Origin of the sequence: Azospirillum sp. B510 (genome assembly GCF_000010725.1) — a bacterium.
In the GTDB taxonomy this organism is placed as follows: domain Bacteria; phylum Pseudomonadota; class Alphaproteobacteria; order Azospirillales; family Azospirillaceae; genus Azospirillum; species Azospirillum lipoferum_B.
This window is the reverse complement of the sequence record NC_013856.1, coordinates 315,396-333,573: the sequence shown is the minus strand read 5'-3', so window position 1 is coordinate 333,573 and position 18,178 is coordinate 315,396. Positions and strand designations below refer to the sequence as shown.

The following is an 18,178-nucleotide window of genomic DNA, read 5'->3' as shown; positions in this document are numbered from 1 at the left end:
CCCCAAATTTATTATCGACTCTGACACTCTATTCTTGATTTTGAGCGTCTGCCTTTTGAGTCGGCCATCTGCAAAAGAAAAAATGGGGAAGGCGTTAAAGAAAAATTATTGAAGAGTCCTGATTTTTCTTTGGGTATTTGAGTCAGTCATACGGATTGATTGAAGCATCACGTAGGCTTTGAAAGCTTCGTTCAATGGCCCGCGCCATATTTCGCCATCATTGCCGAAGAGGCGGGCAACAAGGTCGATTCCATCCTCCGGACCCTTTCCCCTGGAAATGGGGATGCTGCCATGCGAAAGGCTTTACGACGGCGCCCGGCCCATCGCCGTCAGCCCGTCGACCATGCGCACCAGTTCCACAACGGACCGGGCTTCCATCTTGCGCATGGCCTGACCGCGATGCAGCTTCACCGTCGCCTCGCTGAGGCCGAGATCGTCGGCGATCTGCTTGTTGCGCAGGCCGGACACCACCATCATCGTGATCTCGCGCTCGCGCGCGGTCAGCGTGTCGAAACGGGCGCGCTGGCTGGTCAGGCCGCGCTCCTGGCAGCGGCGCTCGCCATGGGCGGCGATCGCGGCATGGATGGCGTCCAGCAATTCCTGGTGATGCACCGGCTTGGTCAGGAATTCGAAGGCGCCGGCCTTCATGGCGCGGACCGACATCGGCACGTCGGCATGGCCGCTGATGAAGATCACCGGCAGGCTGTTGCCGGATCGGGCGAGTTCCGCCTGGAAATCGAGACCGCTGCGCCCCGGCAGCCGCACATCCAGCACCATGCAGCCGACCTCGATGGCCGGTCGCTGGTCGATGTAGTGCTGCACCGACCCGTAGCTCCTGACCTGGAGCCCGACGGACTCCAGCAATCCCTCCAGCGCTTCGCGGACGGCTTCGTCATCGTCGATGATCACGACGGTCTCGACCGCCGTCACGGCTTCGGGCTTCCTCCTCATCACTGTCCTCCGGGCGAAACAGGCAGAACGAATTCGAACACGCTGCCACCGGGCGTCCCTGGCGACGCGGTCAGCCGTCCGCCATGCAGCTCGACGATCGACCGGCTGATCGACAGCCCCATGCCCAGCCCATCGGGCTTGGTGGTGTACAGCGCGCGGAAGATGGCGTCGACATCGGCTTCGGCGATCCCCGGCCCGCTGTCCTCGACCCGCACGCGGATCCAGCCATCGGCGCCGCCGGTGACGATGCGCAGCCGCCGCTCGGCCGGCTCGGCCCCGACAGCGGCGGCGGTGGACGTGGCGGTTGAAGTGGCCGCCATCGCCTCGATGGCGTTCATCACCAGATTGAGGATGAGCTGCTGCAACTGCACCCGGTCGCCATGGACCCAGGGCGGACCGGCCTGAAGGTCGGTTTCCACACTTATGCGGGCGCGACGCAATTCGGCCCGCACCAGTTCCAGCGTGTCGGCGATCAGCGCGCTCATGTCGACCCAGCCGGGATCGACCGGAGTCCGCCGCGCCAACGCGCGGATGCTGCGGACGACGTCGCCGGCGCGCTGGGCGTCGCGCACGATCCGCTCCACCACCACGCGGGTCTTGTCGAGGTCGGGTCGCGGCAGCGACAGATGACGAAGGCAGGTGCCGGCGTTGGTGACGATCGCCATCAGCGGCTGGTTCACCTCGTGCGCCACCGCGGCGGCGAGTTCCCCCATCATGGTCAGCCGGCCGATATGGGCGAGATCGGCCTGGGCGGTCCGCAACGCCTCGGCGATCTGCCGGCGCTGGGTCAGGTCGCGAAACACCAGGATCGAGCCGACCAGCGCCCCGTCATCGTCGATGATGGCGGAGCAGCGTTCCTCCACCACCAGTCCCGCCACCAGTCCAGCCGGCCCGATACCGGCGGGAGGATGTCCGGCCCCGTCGCCACCGCGGGGCAGCAGCCGCGACTGGCGTTCCGGCGGGGCGAAATCGCCGCTGCGCAGGACGAGGGCGGAGAAATCCTCCAGCGGCTCATGGGTCTCCTCGTCCACCGCGACGAAGACGGCGGACAGCGGCTGGCCTGCGGCCTCCGGCGCGGTCCAGCCGGTCATCGTCTCCGCCGCCCGGTTCATGAAATCGACACGGCCGTCGCGGTCGCACAGGATGACGCCGTCGCGGATGCTGGCGAGCGTGGCGGCATAGCGCCGCTCGCTGAGGCGCAGCCGGGTGTCGCTGGCATGCTTGTACAAGGCCATCTGGATCACGGTGCGCATCTGCGGTTCCTCGAAGGGCTTCAGCAGATAGCCGAAGGGCTCCGTCAGGCTGGCGCGATGCACGACCTCGTCATTGGCGTAGGCGGTGAGGAAGATGATGGGAATGCGGTGGGCATCGCGGATCCGGCGCGCCGCCTCGATTCCGTCCATCTCCCCTTCCAGCCGGATGTCCATCAGCACGAGGTCGGGCTGCTGACTACAGGCGAGCCGGACGGCATCTTCGCCGCTGGCCGACATGCCGACGATCACATGCCCCATCCGGGAGAGCTGATGCTGAATATCACGCGCAACGATGCGGTCGTCCTCGACGATGAGAATGCGTGCCGCGATCATTGACTTCCCCGATTGCCCCCCTTCAAAGGAAAGGTGATGGCAAACTCCGAACCTTTATTGAAAGTATACTTCAAAGTTCCGTGCAGCTGACTGGTCAAATCAGAAACAAGCTGGAACCCGACGGTGTCCATCCTATCGGGATCATACCCGTCGGGCAAGCCCACGCCGTCATCCCGAACGGATAGGCGGCAGTCCTGCCCATCGGTGGTCAGCGCGACCCGCAGCACCCCGCCCCGCCCGTCCGGATAGGCATGCTTCAACGCGTTGGAGACCAGTTCATTGACGATCAGCCCGCAGGGCACCGCGCGGTCGAGGTCCAGCTTCAGGTCGTCCAGCCCGGCCTCCAGCCGCACCGACCCGGCATGGCGGGAATAGGCGCGCAGCAGATGGGCGCAGACCGATTCCAGATGCTCGCGCATCGGCACGCGGGCGAAATTGCCCAGGCGGTAGAGGCTTTCATGCACCAGCGCCATCGACCGCACGCGGTCGCGGCTGTCGGCGAACAGGGCGGCCACCGCCTCGTCCTTGATCCGGCGGGACTGGAGATTGAGCAGGCTGGTGACGAGTTGCAGGTTGTTCTTCACCCGGTGATGGATTTCCTTGAGCAGCGCGTCCTTCTCCTCCAGAGACGCCGTCTCCAGCGACGCCGCGGCCTGGGCGCCGAGCAGGGTCAGCACATTGACGCGCTGCGGGGTGAAGGCGTAGGTCGCCAGCGCGTTCTCCAGATGCAGCAGCCCGACGACACGGCGGCGGCGCACCAGCGGCAGGCAGAGGATGGCGCGGGCCTCCGTCTCATGGAGATAGGGATCGGCGGACAGTTGGCCGGCGGCGCGGGTGTCGTCGACGATCACCGCCTCCTGGTCGCGGATGGCGCCATGGATGAGGGCATGGGGCAGAGGGAAGCGGTCGGCCTCCTCCTGCACCAGCCGGACCGATACGCCGTAGAGCCCGGTGGTCGCCTCCGCCTCCACCCTCAGGCGCTCGCCACGGGCGAGGATCAGCAGGCCGCGGCTGGCGCCGGCATGTTCGAGCACCAGGGTCAGCAGGGTGGTGGTCAGCTGTTCGACGCCGGCCTGGTCGGAGACGGTGCGCAGCGTCTCCAGAAGCGAGGTCAGATCGACGCCGTCGAACCCTCTCGGCACCTCCGGCACCGCCGCCTCGCCCGCCTCCATCCCCAGGGAAGGGTAACGGCGGGTGAGCTGCCGGACCTTGGCCACCGCCCCCCAGGCGCCATAGCGGTCCGCCGCCTCGCGGATGCAGGCCAGCTCCAGCGTCGGGATGCCCATCCGGCGGTAATGGGCGGCGGCGCATTCCTGGGCCAACGCCTCCACATGCGGCAGGGCGGTACGCCGGGCCGCCAGAACCGCGCGGTCGTAACCGCGCATGGCGTCCTCGCTCCGCCCCTGCGTCCGCGCCGATTCCGCCTCGACCAGGGCGAAGCGCGCGTCGAAGCTGTCGGGGCTGTGGCCGACCCATTCCCGCAGCTGGCCGAGATGCCGCTCCAGTTCCGCGGCGTGGCGGGGCCGCTCCTCGGGACGGCAGCCGTCCATCGTTCCGGCCCGCGCCAGGGCGGCGTGGAAATGGAACTCCGCCATCTCCCAATGGCCGGAGGTCGTCCACAAAAGGCCCTCGGCCCGTTCGGCCGCTTCGACCGCCCCCGCCATCTCGCCGGCGATGCAGCGGAGCTGAAGCGTGCGGATCCAGTGCCAGCAGGTGGCGATGTCCAGGCTGGGGTTGGCCAGGAGCCGCGCCTCGAAGGCCGCGTTGTCGAAGCCCTGCCCGTCGAACGAGCCGAGCGCGCCGGTCCGCCCGCGCAAGGCGCGCACCAATTGCAGCTGGGTGGTGAGGATGTCGACGCACAGCCCGAACTTGACCTGCCGCACATGGGCGAGCCGCGCCTCCGCCGTCCGCTGCACCGTCGCCAGCGGGTCGCCCGCAGCCAGCATGCTGGTGATCAGCGTGACGCTGGTGAAGCCGCCATAGGTGACGTCCCCGACCTCCCGCGCCTCCTCGAAGGCGCGCAGAAGCAGGGGACGTTCGCTGCGGATATCGCGGGTCCAGGGCACGACATGATAGGCGAAGGTCATCAGCACCCGCGCCCGGTAGCGGCTCCGCCCCTGCCGCTCCGCCAGATCGTAACCGAGCCGGCCGAACGCGTAGCCGGCGGCGTAATCGCCGAAATAGGGGCCGGCCATCATGCCGAGATAGGCGAAGCCCAGCGCGGAGGCGTCGCTGCGCCCGTGCCGGAGCGTCAGGTTGGCCATCCGGCACAGGATCAGGCAGACGAGGTTGCGGTCGCTGAAGAAGGCCGGCGGCAGCGCCGCGGCCAGCACGTCCAGCGTCGCCCGGCTGTCGGGATCGCCGATGGACGACAGCGTCGCCAGCGAGGCGATCGGCCGGCCGCCGATGGCCGACCGCAACCGCGCATACTCCTCCCGCGCCAGGGCCGCCGGCGGATGGGCCGGCCAGTCGATGCCGACGCCGCGCAGATAGGCGAGACAGGCGTCGATGGCGCGGTCGCTGCGGTCGATGGCGGTGTAGACGGTGACGAGCAGGGCGGTGATGACGGCGCGGTCGACAGGACAGACGGCCCGCCCGGCCAGCCCGACCAGCCTCAGCTCGGCCCGCCGCAGATCGCCGCTGAGGAATTCGCATTCGGCCAGCAGATGCTCCAGCGCGAAGGCCAGCCGGTGACGCCGCTCCCATTGGCCGCCTTCCAGCAGGCGCAGGCCCGCCTGCGCATAGGCGAGTGCCGAGCCATGGGCGCTGGCGGTCTTGGCCTGATGACCGGCGGCGAGAAGGAGCGTCGCCACCTCCTCCCGCTCCCGCCCGTCCTGGATGAGGGACAGGCAGCCGTCATACTGGCCGACCAGCGCGAACAGCCGCTCGCCCGACAGGTCGGCGGCGAACCCCCGGTGCAGGGCGCGGGCGATGTCGAGATGGAGCATGCTCCGCCCCTCCGCCGGCACCAGGGCGTAGGCCCCCTCCTGCACCCGGTCATGCAGGAAGCGGTAGCCGTCGCCGGTGCGCAGCAGCAGCCCCTCGCCCAGCACCGGCTCAAGCTGCCGCCCGGTCTCCGCCTCCGTCAGGCCGGCGGCCAGCGCCAGGGTGGCGAGCGGAGCGCCGGCGCCCAATGCCGCGAGCCGGGCCAGCAGGTCGCGCGCCTGGGCCGGAAAACGGGCCAGCCGTTCGGTCATCAAGGTGGCGATGCTGGACCCCGACCGCGCCGTCTCCACCGCCGCCAGATCCCAGTCCCAGCGCTTCGCCCCGCGGTCGAACCACAGCCGGCCGGAGCGCTCCAGCGCGGTCAGAAGCTGCACCGCGAAGAAGGCGTTGCCACCGGTCCGCGCCTCCAGCAGCGCCGCCAGCGCCGCCACCTCGCCCGGCTCGCGGTCCAGGCTGTCGGCGACCATCCGGCGCAGATCACCGGACGGCAGCGGCCCCAGCGGAATCTCACGGCAATCAAGTCCCCGGCTGTCGGAGTCCCGGCCGTCGCCGTCCGCCCCGTCGGGGCCCGATGCCAAAGTCCTGATCCGGTCCAGCAAGGCCGTCAGCGGGTGATCCGTTCCCACCTCGTCGCTGCGGTAGGCGCCGATCAGCAGCAGATGGCTGGCGCCGCCATCGGTGATCAGCCGGTCCAGCAGGTCCAGCGTCGCCCGATCCAGCCATTGCAGATCGTCGAGGAACAGCGCCAGCGGGTGATCGGGACGGGCGAACAGCTGGAGCACCCGGCGGAACAGCAGGTCGAAGCGGTTCTGCGCCTCCTGCGGCGGCAGCGGCGGAACCGCCGGCTGTTCGCCGATCAGCAGGGCGAGGTTGGGGATCAGGGCGGTCATCAGCGCGCCGCCGTCACCCACCGCCTCCGCCAACCCGCGGCACCACTGGTCGCGATGGGGAACCGGCAGGGCCAGGATGCGGCTGGCCAGCCCGCGGAAGGCCTCGGCAAGGCTGGCATAAGGCAGGTCGCGCCGACCTTGGTCGAACTTGCCGGCGGCGAACAGACCGCGCGGCGGCACCAGCCGCGTCTCAAGCGCATGAACGACCGCCGATTTGCCGACGCCCGAGCGGCCGGAAATCAGGACGATGCCCATCCGGCCGCGGCTGGCGACCCGGTCGAAGGCGGCCTGGAGGGCGGCGACGGGCTCGTCCCGCCCAAAAAGCGACGGTGGCGGCTCCAGCCCCTCCGGCAGATCGCGCATCCCCGGCGCAAAGGAAGCGATGCGGCCCTGCCCGTCCCACAGTTGCAGGGCATGGGTCAGGTCGCGGACGAGGCCGTCGGCGGTCTGGTAGCGGTCCTCCGCCGTCTTGGCGAGAAGCCGCAGCAGAATGCCGGCGATGGCCGGCGGCAGATCGGGGCTGTGCTGGGTGGGCGGGACCGGGGCGCGGGCGAGATGACAGTGGACCCATTCGATGGGATCCTGGGCGAAGAAGGGCAACGCCCCGGTGAACAGTTCATAGAGCGTGACCCCCAGCGCATAGAGGTCGCTGCGGCGGTCGACCGGACGATTCATCCGTCCCGTCTGCTCCGGCGCCATGTAGGGCAGCAGTGCCGCCGGACGCTCCACCTCCCGTCGCCACGGGACCGACAGGTCGGCCGCCCGGCCGAAGCCGGTCAGGCGCACCGTTCCATCATCGCCGACCAGCAGGTTGAAGGGCCGCAGGTCGCCATGCAGAAGCCCGCGGCGATGCAGCCGCGCCACCGCGCCGACGATGCGGATCGCCAGGGCAAGCCGCTGGCGGAAGGTCCCCGCCGACAGGGAGGGAAATGAAAACGCCAAAGGCTGTCCGCCGGGATCGGCCAGGGTCAGCACCGGCACGCCGCAATGGCGCAGCAGGTCGAGCGGCTTGACCGCCCAGGCCGGGTCCAGGTGGCGCGACAGCTCATGTTCCCGACGCAGCCGTTCCTGCACCGTCTCGGTGGCCGCTTCCGGCTCCGCCATCCGCGCCAGGATGGGAAATGGCTGTCCCGGCCGCGTCACCCGCAGCAGGCGGGTTTCCCCATCGCCGCCCAGGACATGGATGCCTGATCCGGTTTCCGTCAGATGGTCCAGATAGCTTTCCATGAAACGGCCCTTCCCAAGCGCGGCGTCGACAGAGTAGCGGCATTCCGTCACGGATGGGGAGTTCGCCGCCAGGGATCGGCGGGCCGGTCAGGCGCAGGGCGACCCGACCAGGGAAGCGCCCAGGGATTTGCCAAGGGATCCGGCTGTTGGCCGGACGCCATTGGACAGCATGTCGCGCTGCCGCCAGCTGCGCGGCGACAGGCCGACCAGACGGCTGAAGGTCCGGGTGAAATGGCTCTGGTCGGCGAAGCCGCAGGCCAGCGCCACATCGGCCAGCGTCTGCGAGCCGTCCCGGATCAGCTCCTTGGCGTGGTCGATCCGGCGCTGCAACAGCCATTGATAGGGCGTGGTGTTGGCGGTGCGGCGGAAGGCGCGGACGAAATGCCCAACCGACAGCCGGCATTCGGCGGCGAGGTCGGCCAGCCGGATTTCGCCGTCGAGGTTGGCGGCGATCATCTCCTTCACCCGCCGCTCCTGCCAGGGCGCCAGCATCCCCCCGGTCCTGGCCGGGCTCACCCGGCCATAGGTCGTGACGATGTGGGTCGCCAGCGCCGAACAGACATGGTCGAGATAGAGCAGGCTGATCCGCTCGGGAAACTCCAGCGTCGGCAGGATGGCCGAAGCCAGCGCCCGGACCGTCGGATCGTCGAGCGGGCGGCTGGGGTCGATGGACAGATCCTCCAACCGCCCGCCGCGCTGATCGGGACAGGCGTTCTCCAGCACCGCACGGGGCAGATGGAAGGTCAGCGTGTCGAAAGCCGTGTGCATGTGGCAATCGATCCTGCGCCGATAATCATGGATGGAGGTGAGGCCGGCGATGTTGGCGGGTTTCTCCACCGGCTTGCCGTCGACGCGGATGTCGGACCTGAAGTTGGACAGATGATGGCTGACCAGGAACGCGTCTTCCGGTTCGGGACTGAAACGGCCGACCCCGCCGGTCGCGCAGCGGATCCGCGCGATGCCGACCATGCTTCCGCCCGATCCCAGGACCAGCACCTCCGGCTCCTCCGGCATCGGAACGTAGCGCAGTTGCAGATTGGTCCGGTGGGCCATGGCCATGGCTGTCTCCGTTGGCTGGCGGGTTGTACGGCTCGCCCGAGAGGGTAACCGCGACGCTATGCCGCAAGCCACTAGACGCAGATTAACCTTGGCAGTGTTTAGGTCGAGCCACCCTAGACTTTGGTTTAGGTTCTGATCGAACCTCGGGCGATTTTGTTCGATAATATCGTAAAATCAATGGCTTTTGGGGAACTCCCAGCCGCCTTTCAGCGCCGCAGATGTCCGCGGACGGCGTCGGCGGCCGACAGCACCGCCACCGCCGCCTTGTGGACATGGCGGGTCATGCTGGCGAAGGAATGGGGAAGCCCCTCATGCAGCACCAGCCGGTGCGGGATCCGCGCCTGTTCCAGCCGCCGGGCGAGGCGCAGGCTGTCGTCGCGCAGGCAATCCAGCCCGGCCGTCGCCAGATGCAGCGGTGGCAGCCCGCGCAGATCGGCCAGCAGGGGGGCCGCCGCCGGATCGCGGGTGATGCCGTCATGGCCGAGATATTGCCGCCAGTACCAGCGCATCCGCTCGGTGGTCAGGCCGAAGCGCCCGTCGCCGAACAGGCGGTGCGATTCGGTATCGAAGTCATGGGCGAACATGCCGTAGAGCAGCAGGGCGAAGGACAAGGGCGGCCCCGGTTCCTCCCGCGCGTCGAGCGCGAGGCCGAGCGCCAGATTGGCCCCCGCCGAATCGCCGCCGACAGCGATCCGCTCCGGGTCGAGCCCGTGGCCGGCGCCGTGGCGCACCACCCAGCGCAGGGCGGCCAGCGCCTCGCCGCGCTGATGCGGGAAGCGCCGTTCGGGCGCCAGGCTGTAAGCGACGGCGCAAACCACCGCACCGCTGCGCCGGGCCAGCAGGCGCAGCAGCCGGTCATGGGTGTCGATGGAATTCACCACGAAGCCGCCGCCGTGGAAATAGATCAGCACCGGCAGCGGATGGCCGGCGGTCTCCGCCACCGGCGGCCGGATCAGACGCAGGCGCAGCGGGCCGGCGGGGCCGTCCGTCACGATGTCGCGCACGTCGGCGGGCAGCTCGATGGCCAGCGCCGGGCCGTTGAGGAAGACATGGTAGCGCTCCGCCGCATCGCGGGCCTCGGCCAGCGGCAGGCGCAACGGGTCGGCGGGGACCAGACCGGCGCGGGCGGCCAGGGTTCCCAGTTCGACGACCTCCGGATCGAGCAGGTCACGCTGAAAGGGCAGGATGGTGTCCGGCATCGGGGCTCTCTCCGGAATCAGAGGATGTAGGACATGACGAGATACAGAACCGCCTCGCCATCGCCGGCATTGCGGTAGCGGTGGGGGGCGTCGGCCTCGAACAGGATCGAGTCGCCCTCTTCCAGCCGGTGCTCGCCGTCGGCGGTGGCGATCTCGACCCGGCCCCGGCCGACCAGGATGTTCTCCACCGTGCCGGGCGAATGGCCGTCGGAGGATTCGTCCGCACCCGGGCTCAACCGCAGCTCGTAGAATTCCACCTGCCGCTCCCCCCGCAGCGGAAACAGCGCGCGCGAGGTGAAGAGGCCGTCGCGGGAGGTCAGGCCGCGCTGTTCCGCCCGCCGGATCACCGTGGTGCCGGCCTCGCCACCGCTGCTGAGCAGGCTGGAAAAGGACAGATCCAGCGCCTTGGCGACGGTCCACAGCGTGCCGATGTCGGGACGGTGCCGCCCCTCCTCGATCGCCGCCAGGATGCGCGGATCGTTGCCGGACAGTTGGGCGAGCGCCTCCACCGACAGCCCCTGCCGGCGGCGGAAGCCGCGCAGATTGTCGCCGATCACCCCGGCCAGCTGGTCGATGGATGGCGGCTCGGGGGAATGGATGGAGGATTGAGCGGTGTCGATCGTCATGGCTCCACGCTCCTGCGGCAGGACGGACGGGGCGGCGCGGACCTCCCCGACAGGCATTGGCAGGATTGAACACCAATCAAACCTACTTAACAAGTAGGAATATGACGTCTATTTGTGTTGTTTATGGAGAATTCACAATGAAATAACAATTTTTCTTAGTTCTATTATGCGGGAACGCCAAGCCCGCCCGGGGGTGACCGGGCGGGCTTGGCGCTGGCTGGATCGCCGTGGAGCCGAGCGGCCGGGCCGCTCACGGCATGGCGGTATCGGGGGCGGCATCGGGGGCGGCATCGGGGACCGGCCCATGCTCCTTCACCTCGTGGCGATGGCGTTCGGCGAAGCGCTCCAGCGCCCGGCGGGCGGCGTCGAACGCGTCACGGATGGCCGCATCGGCGCTCTCATGACCATGGCCACCGGCCTTGCCGCTATGCACGACCAGCTCGTCCCCGGGAACGGTCAGGGAGACCTGGACCGTGAACTGCTTGCCCTGATGCTGGTGGCGGTGCGGCACCTCGAAGACGACGCGCTTGGCCATGATGCGCCCGAAGAAGCGGTCGAGCTTGTCGGCATGCTCGCGGATCAGATGGTCCAGGGCGGGAGAGGGGTCGATGTTGCGGAAGGCGATCTGCAACGGTTGACGCATGACCATACTCCTTGTCTTTCGCGCGGGATGCGGGGCCTGGACGGCCTTGCCTCCTGCGGGGTCCGCCCTTTGCACCGGTGAACCGCTCAGTGGACCAGCGAGGGAGACCTTGTGATCCCAGGATCGCACAACCGGCGAATCCCGCCTTAATCTGGGTCAATGCGCTCTCGGCCCGACGGATGTAGACTCCCGCGCGTTCCGGGCCAAGCCGGATTTCGGAAGGCCGGCGTCAGGCCAGCCCGATCAGCCGGATCAGGGTCAGGCTGATCGCCCCCAGCACCAGCAGGCAGAGGATGACCGCCGCGGTGACCCGCCCGCCGGCCCGCGCCACCGTCCGCACATCGACCCCCAGCCCCAGCGCCGCCATCGACACCACCGTCAGCAGGGTCGCCGCATGCTCCATCGCCGGCAATGCCGCCTGCGGAATGAGGTCGAGCGAGCGCAACGCGATCATCGCCAGAAAGCCCTGGATGAACCACGGCACCAGATGATGGAACGGCGGATGGGCCCGGCCCCTCCCCTCCCCGGCGTCGGCCATGCCGCCGGCCCCCTCGTCCCCGAGCCGGGGCGCCAGCAGCGACAGCAGCAGGCAGACCGGCCCCAGCATCAGCACCCGCACCAGCTTGACCAGCGTGCCGACCTGCACGGCGGTGGCGCCCAGGGGGGCGGCGGCGGCGATCACCTGCGGGACGGCATAGACGGTCAGCCCGGCCAGCGCGCCATATTGCACCCCGCTCAACCGCAGCCCCATGCCGACCAGCGGCAGGCCGAGCACGACGGCCACCCCCAGCACGGCGGTGAAGGCGATGGAGGCGGCGACATCGTCGCTGTGGGCATCGATCACCGGCGCCACCGCGGCGATGGCCGAATTGCCGCAGATCGCGTTGCCGCAGGCCACCAGCAGCGCCATCCGCACCGGCAGGCCGAGCAGCCGCCCGATCCCGAAGCCGGCCAGCAGGGCGAAGGCCACCACCCCGGCGATACCCAGCAGCAGAGCCGGGCCCGCTGAGAGAATGGTGGCGGCGCTGACCGACGCGCCGAGCAGGATGACCGCCACCTCCAGCAGGATCTTGGCGGAAAAGCCGATGCCGGGATGCCAGCGCGCCGACGGCTGCCAGGCGGTGCGCAGCGCGGTGCCGATCAGGATCGCCAGCACCAGCGCCTCGATCCACGCCTCGCCGAACAGCGCGATTTCGGCCGACGCGGCGGCGAAGGCGAGCGCGGTGACGGCGACGCACAGGGCGAGGCCAGGCAAAATCCGGCCGGCACGAGCAAGCAGGGGGCGTTCCGGCACCGCTTTCGCGGCTGCCGCGCTGTCTGGGCACATGGGATGGATCTCCGTGAACGGTCTGGAGCGGGAAATCACCGTTCCGATGCGTGAAATTATGGAGACCGCATCCGATCACATCCAACGCAAAAAAATGATGTGTTCGATAAATTCAGGTTATGGATTCAGGTGGGCAGGCAGTCCTCGAAGGCCGGCACCCGCCACGGCCCGCCGAGATCGGCATTGCGCAGCAGCAGCACAAGCTCCTCGCGCGAACGGGTGACGGCGGTATAGAGCCAGCGCCAGCGGTGCTCGCGGAAGGCCGCCGAATCATCCACCACGGTGACCGACGGGAACTCCGACCCCTGCGAGGCATGACAGGTGATCAGCCACGCCCAGTCGTAAAGCTGGATGTCCTTGCCGACCCGCGGCTGGACCATGCCGTCGGTGTAATGGGCCTGGAACATCCAGGGATGGACGATCAGCTTGCCGCGCGACCGCAACTCGTCCTCCATCTGGACGCCGAGCGACCACAGCCCGGCGTCGCGGCCCTGCGCCTCGGCGGCGGGACGGGTCAGCGCGCCGATCATGCCGTTGTAGAGCCCCTCGTCCTTCTGGTTGCGGCGGCAGATGACGCGCTCCCCCGCCTGCGGCATCACCGACTCGTGACCGAGCAGCGTCCGCATCCGCTTGGTGTAGGTGGTGCGGACACGGTGGGTGCCGCAGATCGCCTGAGACGACGGCCGCATGATCAGCGACTGGGTGGCGCGCTCCAGCGGCAGGACATGGACCTTGCCGACGGAGCCGAAGCGGCGCGGCATCTCCTGCCGGCGCAGCAGGTGGGCCAACCGGATGACCGGGCTTTCGCGGGCGGTGCGATGCGGCTCGGTCAGGCGGAAATCCGGCTCCCCGCTGGTGAACAGCCCCTGGCCGGATACCGGCGGCAGCTGGTAATCGTCGGCGATGACCAGGATCTTCTTGCCGGTCCGCATCAGGTCGCGGGCCAGATCGTCGCCGATCATCGACCCCTCGTCGCAGACGATCAGATCGGCGTCGGCGACCGGCCCGTCGCTGCGCCGGGCGAAGATCAGGTCGCCGGTATCGCCGTCCTTGCGCGGGGCATAGAGCAGCGAATGCAGCGTCGCCGCCCCCTCGATCCCCTTCTGCCGCAGCACCTGCGCCGCCTTGCCGGTGGGGGCGCCGACCACATAGTCGGTCAGCCGGCGTCGTTCCAGCAGATGCTCCAACGCGAAGGCGGTGGTCTTGGTCTTGCCGGTCCCGGCCTCCCCGGCCAGCCAGAAGACCTGCTGGGCCTGGTCGTCCTTGTACCAGGCATCGATCGCCTGGATGGCGCGATGCTGCTCGTCGGTCGGGCTGTCGGACTGCATTGGATCAAACCGGGATCAAATCATGAATCTGGAACGGACCATACCCCGAGCGCGGGACGCCGGTCCAGAGCGCATCACCCCCTGGCGGATCGCCGGAACGATCCCATCTCCTGCGGGCGGTGGAAGCGGCGCCGCCGCCGCCATCGCGCCATCACCGGTCACGACGAAGGCTCCCGCCCGCATGCGCAATCCCTATTGGCAAGGTCCCGTCTCGGCGAATTTCGACGGTCTGCGCTTCTTCAATCCCGGCGAGCCGGACACCGACCGCAGCCTGAGCCAACTGCTCCGCTGGCAATTCGGCCGGAAGGTGGCCCGATGGCCCCGCCAAGTGCCGGTCGTCCCGGTGATGCCGGCCCGCAGCGTCGCCGGCCTGCGGGTGACGGTGGTGGGGCATGTCACCACCCTGATCCAAAGCGCCGGACTGAACATCCTGACCGACCCGGTCTGGTCCGACCGCGCCAGCCCGGTTGGCTTCGCCGGGCCGAAGCGGGTGACGGCACCGGGCATCCGCTTCCATGATCTGCCGAGGATCGACGCGGTTCTGCTGTCGCACAATCATTACGACCATCTCGATATCGCGACTCTGAAGCGCCTGCACGACCGCGACGCGCCGCTGATCATCACCCCGCTCGGCAACGACACCATCCTGCGCGAACATATCGCGGGAGTGCGGACGGCGGCGGGCGACTGGTGGAGCCGCTTCGCGCTGGGACCGGACGCCGACGCCCACATCGTGCCGGCCAACCACTGGTCGGCGCGCACCGGGCGCGACCGCCGGATGGCCCTGTGGGGCGGCTTCGTCCTGCGCACCCCGGCCGGCTCGGTCTATTTCGCCGGTGACACCGGCTATGGCAGCGGTGCCGCCTTCCGCGCCATCGGCGAGCGGCTGGGGGCCTGCGACCTGGCGCTGATCCCCATCGGCGCCTACGCGCCGCGCTGGTTCATGGCGACCCAGCATTGCGACCCCGACGAGGCGGTGCGGATCATGACCGACATCGGGGCGAAAAAGGCGGTCGGCATCCATTGGGGTACCTTCGCCCTGACCGACGAGGCGCGGGACGAGCCGCCGCAGCGGCTGCGCGCCGCCCTGGCCGCCCACGGCATCGATCCCGCCCGCTTCGAAGCCGCCCATCCCGGAACGGTGGTGGAGGGCTGACGGAGGCCGCCCTACAGATCCACCTCCAGCGTCACCTTCACCGGGTCGAGCACGACCATGGTCTGGAAGGACTGCACCAGCTCGTTGTCGGCGAACAGGCGGCGCGACAGCAGCTCGTAGCTCGCCATGTCCGGGACCAGCAGGATCAGCACGAAGCTGGCCCTGCCGGTGACGAAATAGCATTGCTGCACCTCCGGCGCCTCGCGGAACTGGCGCTTGGCGGCGGCGATGACGGGGGAGCGGTCGTTGACGGTCTGCACCTCCACCACCAGCGTGACGCCCTGCCCGGCCGCCGCCGGATCGACCACCGCCACGTTGCGGCGGATGGTTCCGGCCGCCTCCATCCGGGCGATGCGGCGCTGCACCGCCGGGGCGGAGAGATGCACCGCCTCGCCGATCTCGCGCTGCGAGGTCCTGTTGTCCTGCTGGAGGATGCGCAGGATCGCGCGGTCCTGGTCGTCGAGCGGATCGGGCGGGCGAGCGATCGTTGAGCGCATGGCGGCTTTCACGAAGGAACGTTGCGTCGGATCGGCCAAACTTAAGCCCCCGGCAGCCCCGCGTCACAGTATCTTTGCGCCGTCCCCATCCACGGAAGGCCCGGCGCGTGGCGAACGCATCCATCAAGTTCATCTCTGCCAAGTTCACTTCAGCCGAAACCACCCCGTCCCCGCGGTCGGAGCCGGCGGCGCTGCCGCTGCTGATCCTGCTGGCGTCGCTGCTGTCGCAATATACCGGGGCGGCCTCGGCGAAATCGCTGTTCCCGCTGGTCGGGGCGGAGGGGGTGACGGCTCTGCGCGTCGGGCTGTCGGCGCTGATGCTGATGGCGATCCTGCGGCCCTGGCGCGGCCGGCCGGGACGCAAGCCGCCGGGACGGGCGGATCTGCGCAACCTGCTGGTCTATGGCGCCACGCTGGGGGCGATGAACCTGTCGATCTACCGGGCGATGGAGCTGATTCCGATCGGCATCGCCATCGCCATCGAGGTGACCGGGCCGCTGGCGGTGGCTCTGCTGGGATCGCGCCGGCTGAAGGATTTCCTGTGGATCGCCTGCGCCGCCGCCGGCCTCGCCCTGCTGCTGCCGCTGCGGGAGGCGTCCGGCGCCCTCGACCCGGCGGGCGTCGCCTATGCGGCGGCGGCCGCCTTCTGCTGGGCGCTCTACATCCTGTTCGGCAAGCGGGCGTCGTCCCTGCCGGGCGGGCAGGCGGTGGCCTGGGGCATGCTGGTCGCCGCCAGCTTCACCGTTCCGCTGGGGATCGCCCATGCCGGGGCGGGACTGCTGGCGCCGGCGGCGCTGGCCACCGGCCTCGCCGTCGCCGTGCTGTCCAGCATGGTGCCCTATCTGCTGGAGATGATGGCGCTCCGCCGCCTGCCCAGCCATGTCTTCGGCCTTGCCGTCAGCGCCTCCCCCGCGGTGGCGGCGCTGATCGGCTTCCTGATGCTGGGCGAGCAGCTGAGCGGTCTGCAATGGGCCGCCATCGCCTGCATCATGGGCGCCTCGGCCGGCGCCGCCCTGGGCCAGGGCGCGCGTCGGCGGGCGTGACGTCCCGTCGCGCTCAGACGGGGTGGGCGCGGTCCGGAATCTCCAGGTCGAGCAGCGCCGAAGCCAGGCATTTGCCATGGGCGTCGAGCGCCAGCGAGCGGGTGACGCCGCCGCCCAGCGCCTGCCGCATCACGAAGTTGAGGGCGCCGACGCTGGGGATGGTGTAGCGCACCACCTCGCCATGCACGACCTCGTGGAACAGCGCCTTGACCCGCTCGGCGGTGACCTGGGCCTCGATCAGCGGATAGTCCGCCTCGTCGAAGGCGATGACGGAGATGTTGGAGATGTCGCCCTTGTCGCCGGTGCGGGAATGGGCGATGTCGCGGAGTTTCATGTCAGGCCTCCCTGTATTCGATGGCGGGCGCCGCCAGTTCGCGCGGCAGCAGGGCGGACAGCATCGCCACCACGTCCTTGGCGGATTTGGTGGCGCCGCCGCCGCTGGCCGGGCCGTTGGTGTAGAGCGTTTCGACCTCGTTGCCGATGCGCTGCGCCTCCTTCAGGCTGGCGGTGCGCCCGACCACCCGCACCCGCACCTCGTAGGGCTCCCGGCCGCCGGCGGTGGACAGCGCGCCGCCATGGATGGAATCGACGCCGAGCAGGTCGAAACGCAGCTCGCTCGCGGCGACGCCGGTCAGCGCCAGCCGCTCGCGCACGATCTCCAGCGCCAGCCGGCCGCGGGCGAGCGCGCCGGGACCGGCATAGGAGATCTGCCCCTCGCCGATGAAGCTGTCGAGATAGCCGACCGAGACCTTCAGCGTCGCCGGCCGCGGCCGCCCGCTGGCGCCCGACACCCGGACCCGGTCCGGACCCTCCTGCACGAAGCGCACCCGCGAGAAGTCGGCGACCACGTCCGGCGTCAGATAGGCGGCGGGATCGTGGATTTCATAGAGCAGCTGTTCCTTGCAGGTGGCGGTCGTCACAGCCCCGCCCGACCCGGCGACCTTGGTGATGATGGCGGAGCCGTCCTCTCCCACCTCGGCGATGGGAAAGCCGAGCCGGGCGAGGCCGGCGACGTCCTTCACGCCGGGATCGGCGAAATAGCCGCCGGTGATCTGGCCGGCGCATTCCAGCAGATGGCCGACCACCGTTCCCTTGCCGAGGAGATCCCAATCCTCCATCGACCAGCCGAACTCGAAGATCTGCGGGGCGAGGAACAGGGCCGGATCGGCGACGCGGCCGGTGATGACGATGTCGGCTCCGGCCTTCAGCGCCTCGACGATGGGGGCGGCGCCGAGATAGGCGTTGGCGGAGACCAGCTTGCCGGCCATGGCCGACACCGGCTCCCCGGTCTCCTCGATGCGGTGGTCGCCGGACTTCAGCGTCTCCAGCACGTCGTCGCCGGACACCGCGGCGATCCTCAGCCCGCCGAGCCCGAGCGAGCGGGCGATCTCCCGCGTCCGGGCGGCGGCGGCGGCCGGGTTGGCCGCCCCCATGTTGGTGATGATGCGGATGCCCTTCTCCCGGCAGGGCCGCAGCACCGCCAGCATGCGCTCGGCCAGCAGCGGGTCGTAGCCCTGCGCCGGGTCCTTCAGCTTGGCCCCCTGGGCGATGGCGATCGTGCGCTCCGCCAGGCATTCGAAGACGAGATACTGGATGTCGCCCTTTTCGGCCAGTTCCACGGCCGGTTCGATGCGGTCGCCCGAATAGCCGGCGCCCGATCCGATACGGATGGTTTTCATGTTGTGCTCCTGTTCGCGGCC

14 protein-coding genes are annotated in these 18,178 nt (G+C 69.3%); 2 read left to right on the top strand and 12 right to left on the bottom strand.

All coding sequences use genetic code 11. From position 1 onward, the window contains the following. Window positions 1–303: 303 nt before the first annotated feature. From AZL_RS22855 to AZL_RS22815, 9 genes are all read right to left on the bottom strand, one after another. A complete protein-coding gene (locus tag AZL_RS22855; RefSeq protein ID WP_042445085.1) occupies window positions 304–951 on the bottom strand; it encodes a response regulator transcription factor in 648 nt (215 codons plus the stop codon). Next, window positions 951–2,537, bottom strand: coding sequence for a response regulator (locus AZL_RS22850; protein WP_012976808.1), 1,587 nt, complete (start codon window positions 2,535–2,537; stop codon window positions 951–953). The genes AZL_RS22855 and AZL_RS22850 overlap by 1 nt, the downstream gene beginning before the upstream one ends. Beyond that, complete coding sequence (locus AZL_RS22845; protein WP_042445083.1) at window positions 2,534–7,600, bottom strand: AAA family ATPase; 5,067 nt, start codon at window positions 7,598–7,600, stop codon at window positions 2,534–2,536. Before AZL_RS22845 ends, AZL_RS22850 begins: the two co-directional genes overlap by 4 nt. An 87-nt stretch (window positions 7,601–7,687) precedes the next feature. Next, the gene (locus AZL_RS22840; RefSeq protein ID WP_148219595.1) at window positions 7,688–8,659 is read right to left on the bottom strand and encodes a helix-turn-helix transcriptional regulator; all 972 of its coding nucleotides are present in this window, start codon (window positions 8,657–8,659) and stop codon (window positions 7,688–7,690) included. A gap of 206 nt (window positions 8,660–8,865) precedes the next feature. Continuing rightward, a complete protein-coding gene (locus AZL_RS22835; protein ID WP_012976805.1) occupies window positions 8,866–9,858 on the bottom strand; it encodes an alpha/beta hydrolase in 993 nt (330 codons plus the stop codon). Window positions 9,859–9,875: 17 nt separating this feature from the next. Then, window positions 9,876–10,484: a helix-turn-helix domain-containing protein gene (locus tag AZL_RS22830; protein ID WP_042445079.1), complete on the bottom strand. Its 609-nt coding sequence runs from the start codon at window positions 10,482–10,484 to the stop codon at window positions 9,876–9,878. 250 nt (window positions 10,485–10,734) lie between these two features. Further along, a complete protein-coding gene (locus tag AZL_RS22825) occupies window positions 10,735–11,127 on the bottom strand; it encodes an HPF/RaiA family ribosome-associated protein (protein ID WP_012976803.1) in 393 nt (130 codons plus the stop codon). A 229-nt stretch (window positions 11,128–11,356) separates the two neighbouring features. After that, window positions 11,357–12,454, bottom strand: coding sequence for a YeiH family protein (locus AZL_RS22820; RefSeq protein ID WP_012976802.1), 1,098 nt, complete (start codon window positions 12,452–12,454; stop codon window positions 11,357–11,359). Between the two features lie 125 nt (window positions 12,455–12,579). Next, the gene (locus tag AZL_RS22815; RefSeq protein ID WP_012976801.1) at window positions 12,580–13,782 is read right to left on the bottom strand and encodes an ATP-dependent DNA helicase; all 1,203 of its coding nucleotides are present in this window, start codon (window positions 13,780–13,782) and stop codon (window positions 12,580–12,582) included. 181 nt (window positions 13,783–13,963) lie between these two features. Here AZL_RS22815 and AZL_RS22810 point away from each other — a divergent pair, with 181 nt between their 5' ends. Beyond that, the gene (locus tag AZL_RS22810; RefSeq protein WP_012976800.1) at window positions 13,964–14,938 is read left to right on the top strand and encodes an MBL fold metallo-hydrolase; all 975 of its coding nucleotides are present in this window, start codon (window positions 13,964–13,966) and stop codon (window positions 14,936–14,938) included. A gap of 11 nt (window positions 14,939–14,949) precedes the next feature. Here AZL_RS22810 and AZL_RS22805 read toward each other — a convergent pair whose 3' ends face one another. Next, window positions 14,950–15,435: an Lrp/AsnC family transcriptional regulator gene (locus tag AZL_RS22805; RefSeq protein ID WP_042445075.1), complete on the bottom strand. Its 486-nt coding sequence runs from the start codon at window positions 15,433–15,435 to the stop codon at window positions 14,950–14,952. A gap of 107 nt (window positions 15,436–15,542) precedes the next feature. Here AZL_RS22805 and AZL_RS22800 point away from each other — a divergent pair, with 107 nt between their 5' ends. After that, complete coding sequence (locus tag AZL_RS22800; RefSeq protein WP_012976798.1) at window positions 15,543–16,478, top strand: EamA family transporter; 936 nt, start codon at window positions 15,543–15,545, stop codon at window positions 16,476–16,478. 13 nt (window positions 16,479–16,491) lie between these two features. Here AZL_RS22800 and AZL_RS22795 read toward each other — a convergent pair whose 3' ends face one another. Beyond that, window positions 16,492–16,812 carry an AtuA-related protein gene (locus tag AZL_RS22795; RefSeq protein ID WP_012976797.1) on the bottom strand — a complete coding sequence of 107 codons (321 nt, stop codon included), beginning with the start codon at window positions 16,810–16,812 and terminating at the stop codon, window positions 16,492–16,494. Between the two features lies 1 nt (window position 16,813). Next, window positions 16,814–18,157, bottom strand: coding sequence for an acyclic terpene utilization AtuA family protein (locus tag AZL_RS22790; RefSeq protein ID WP_012976796.1), 1,344 nt, complete (start codon window positions 18,155–18,157; stop codon window positions 16,814–16,816). Window positions 18,158–18,178 lie beyond the last annotated feature (21 nt).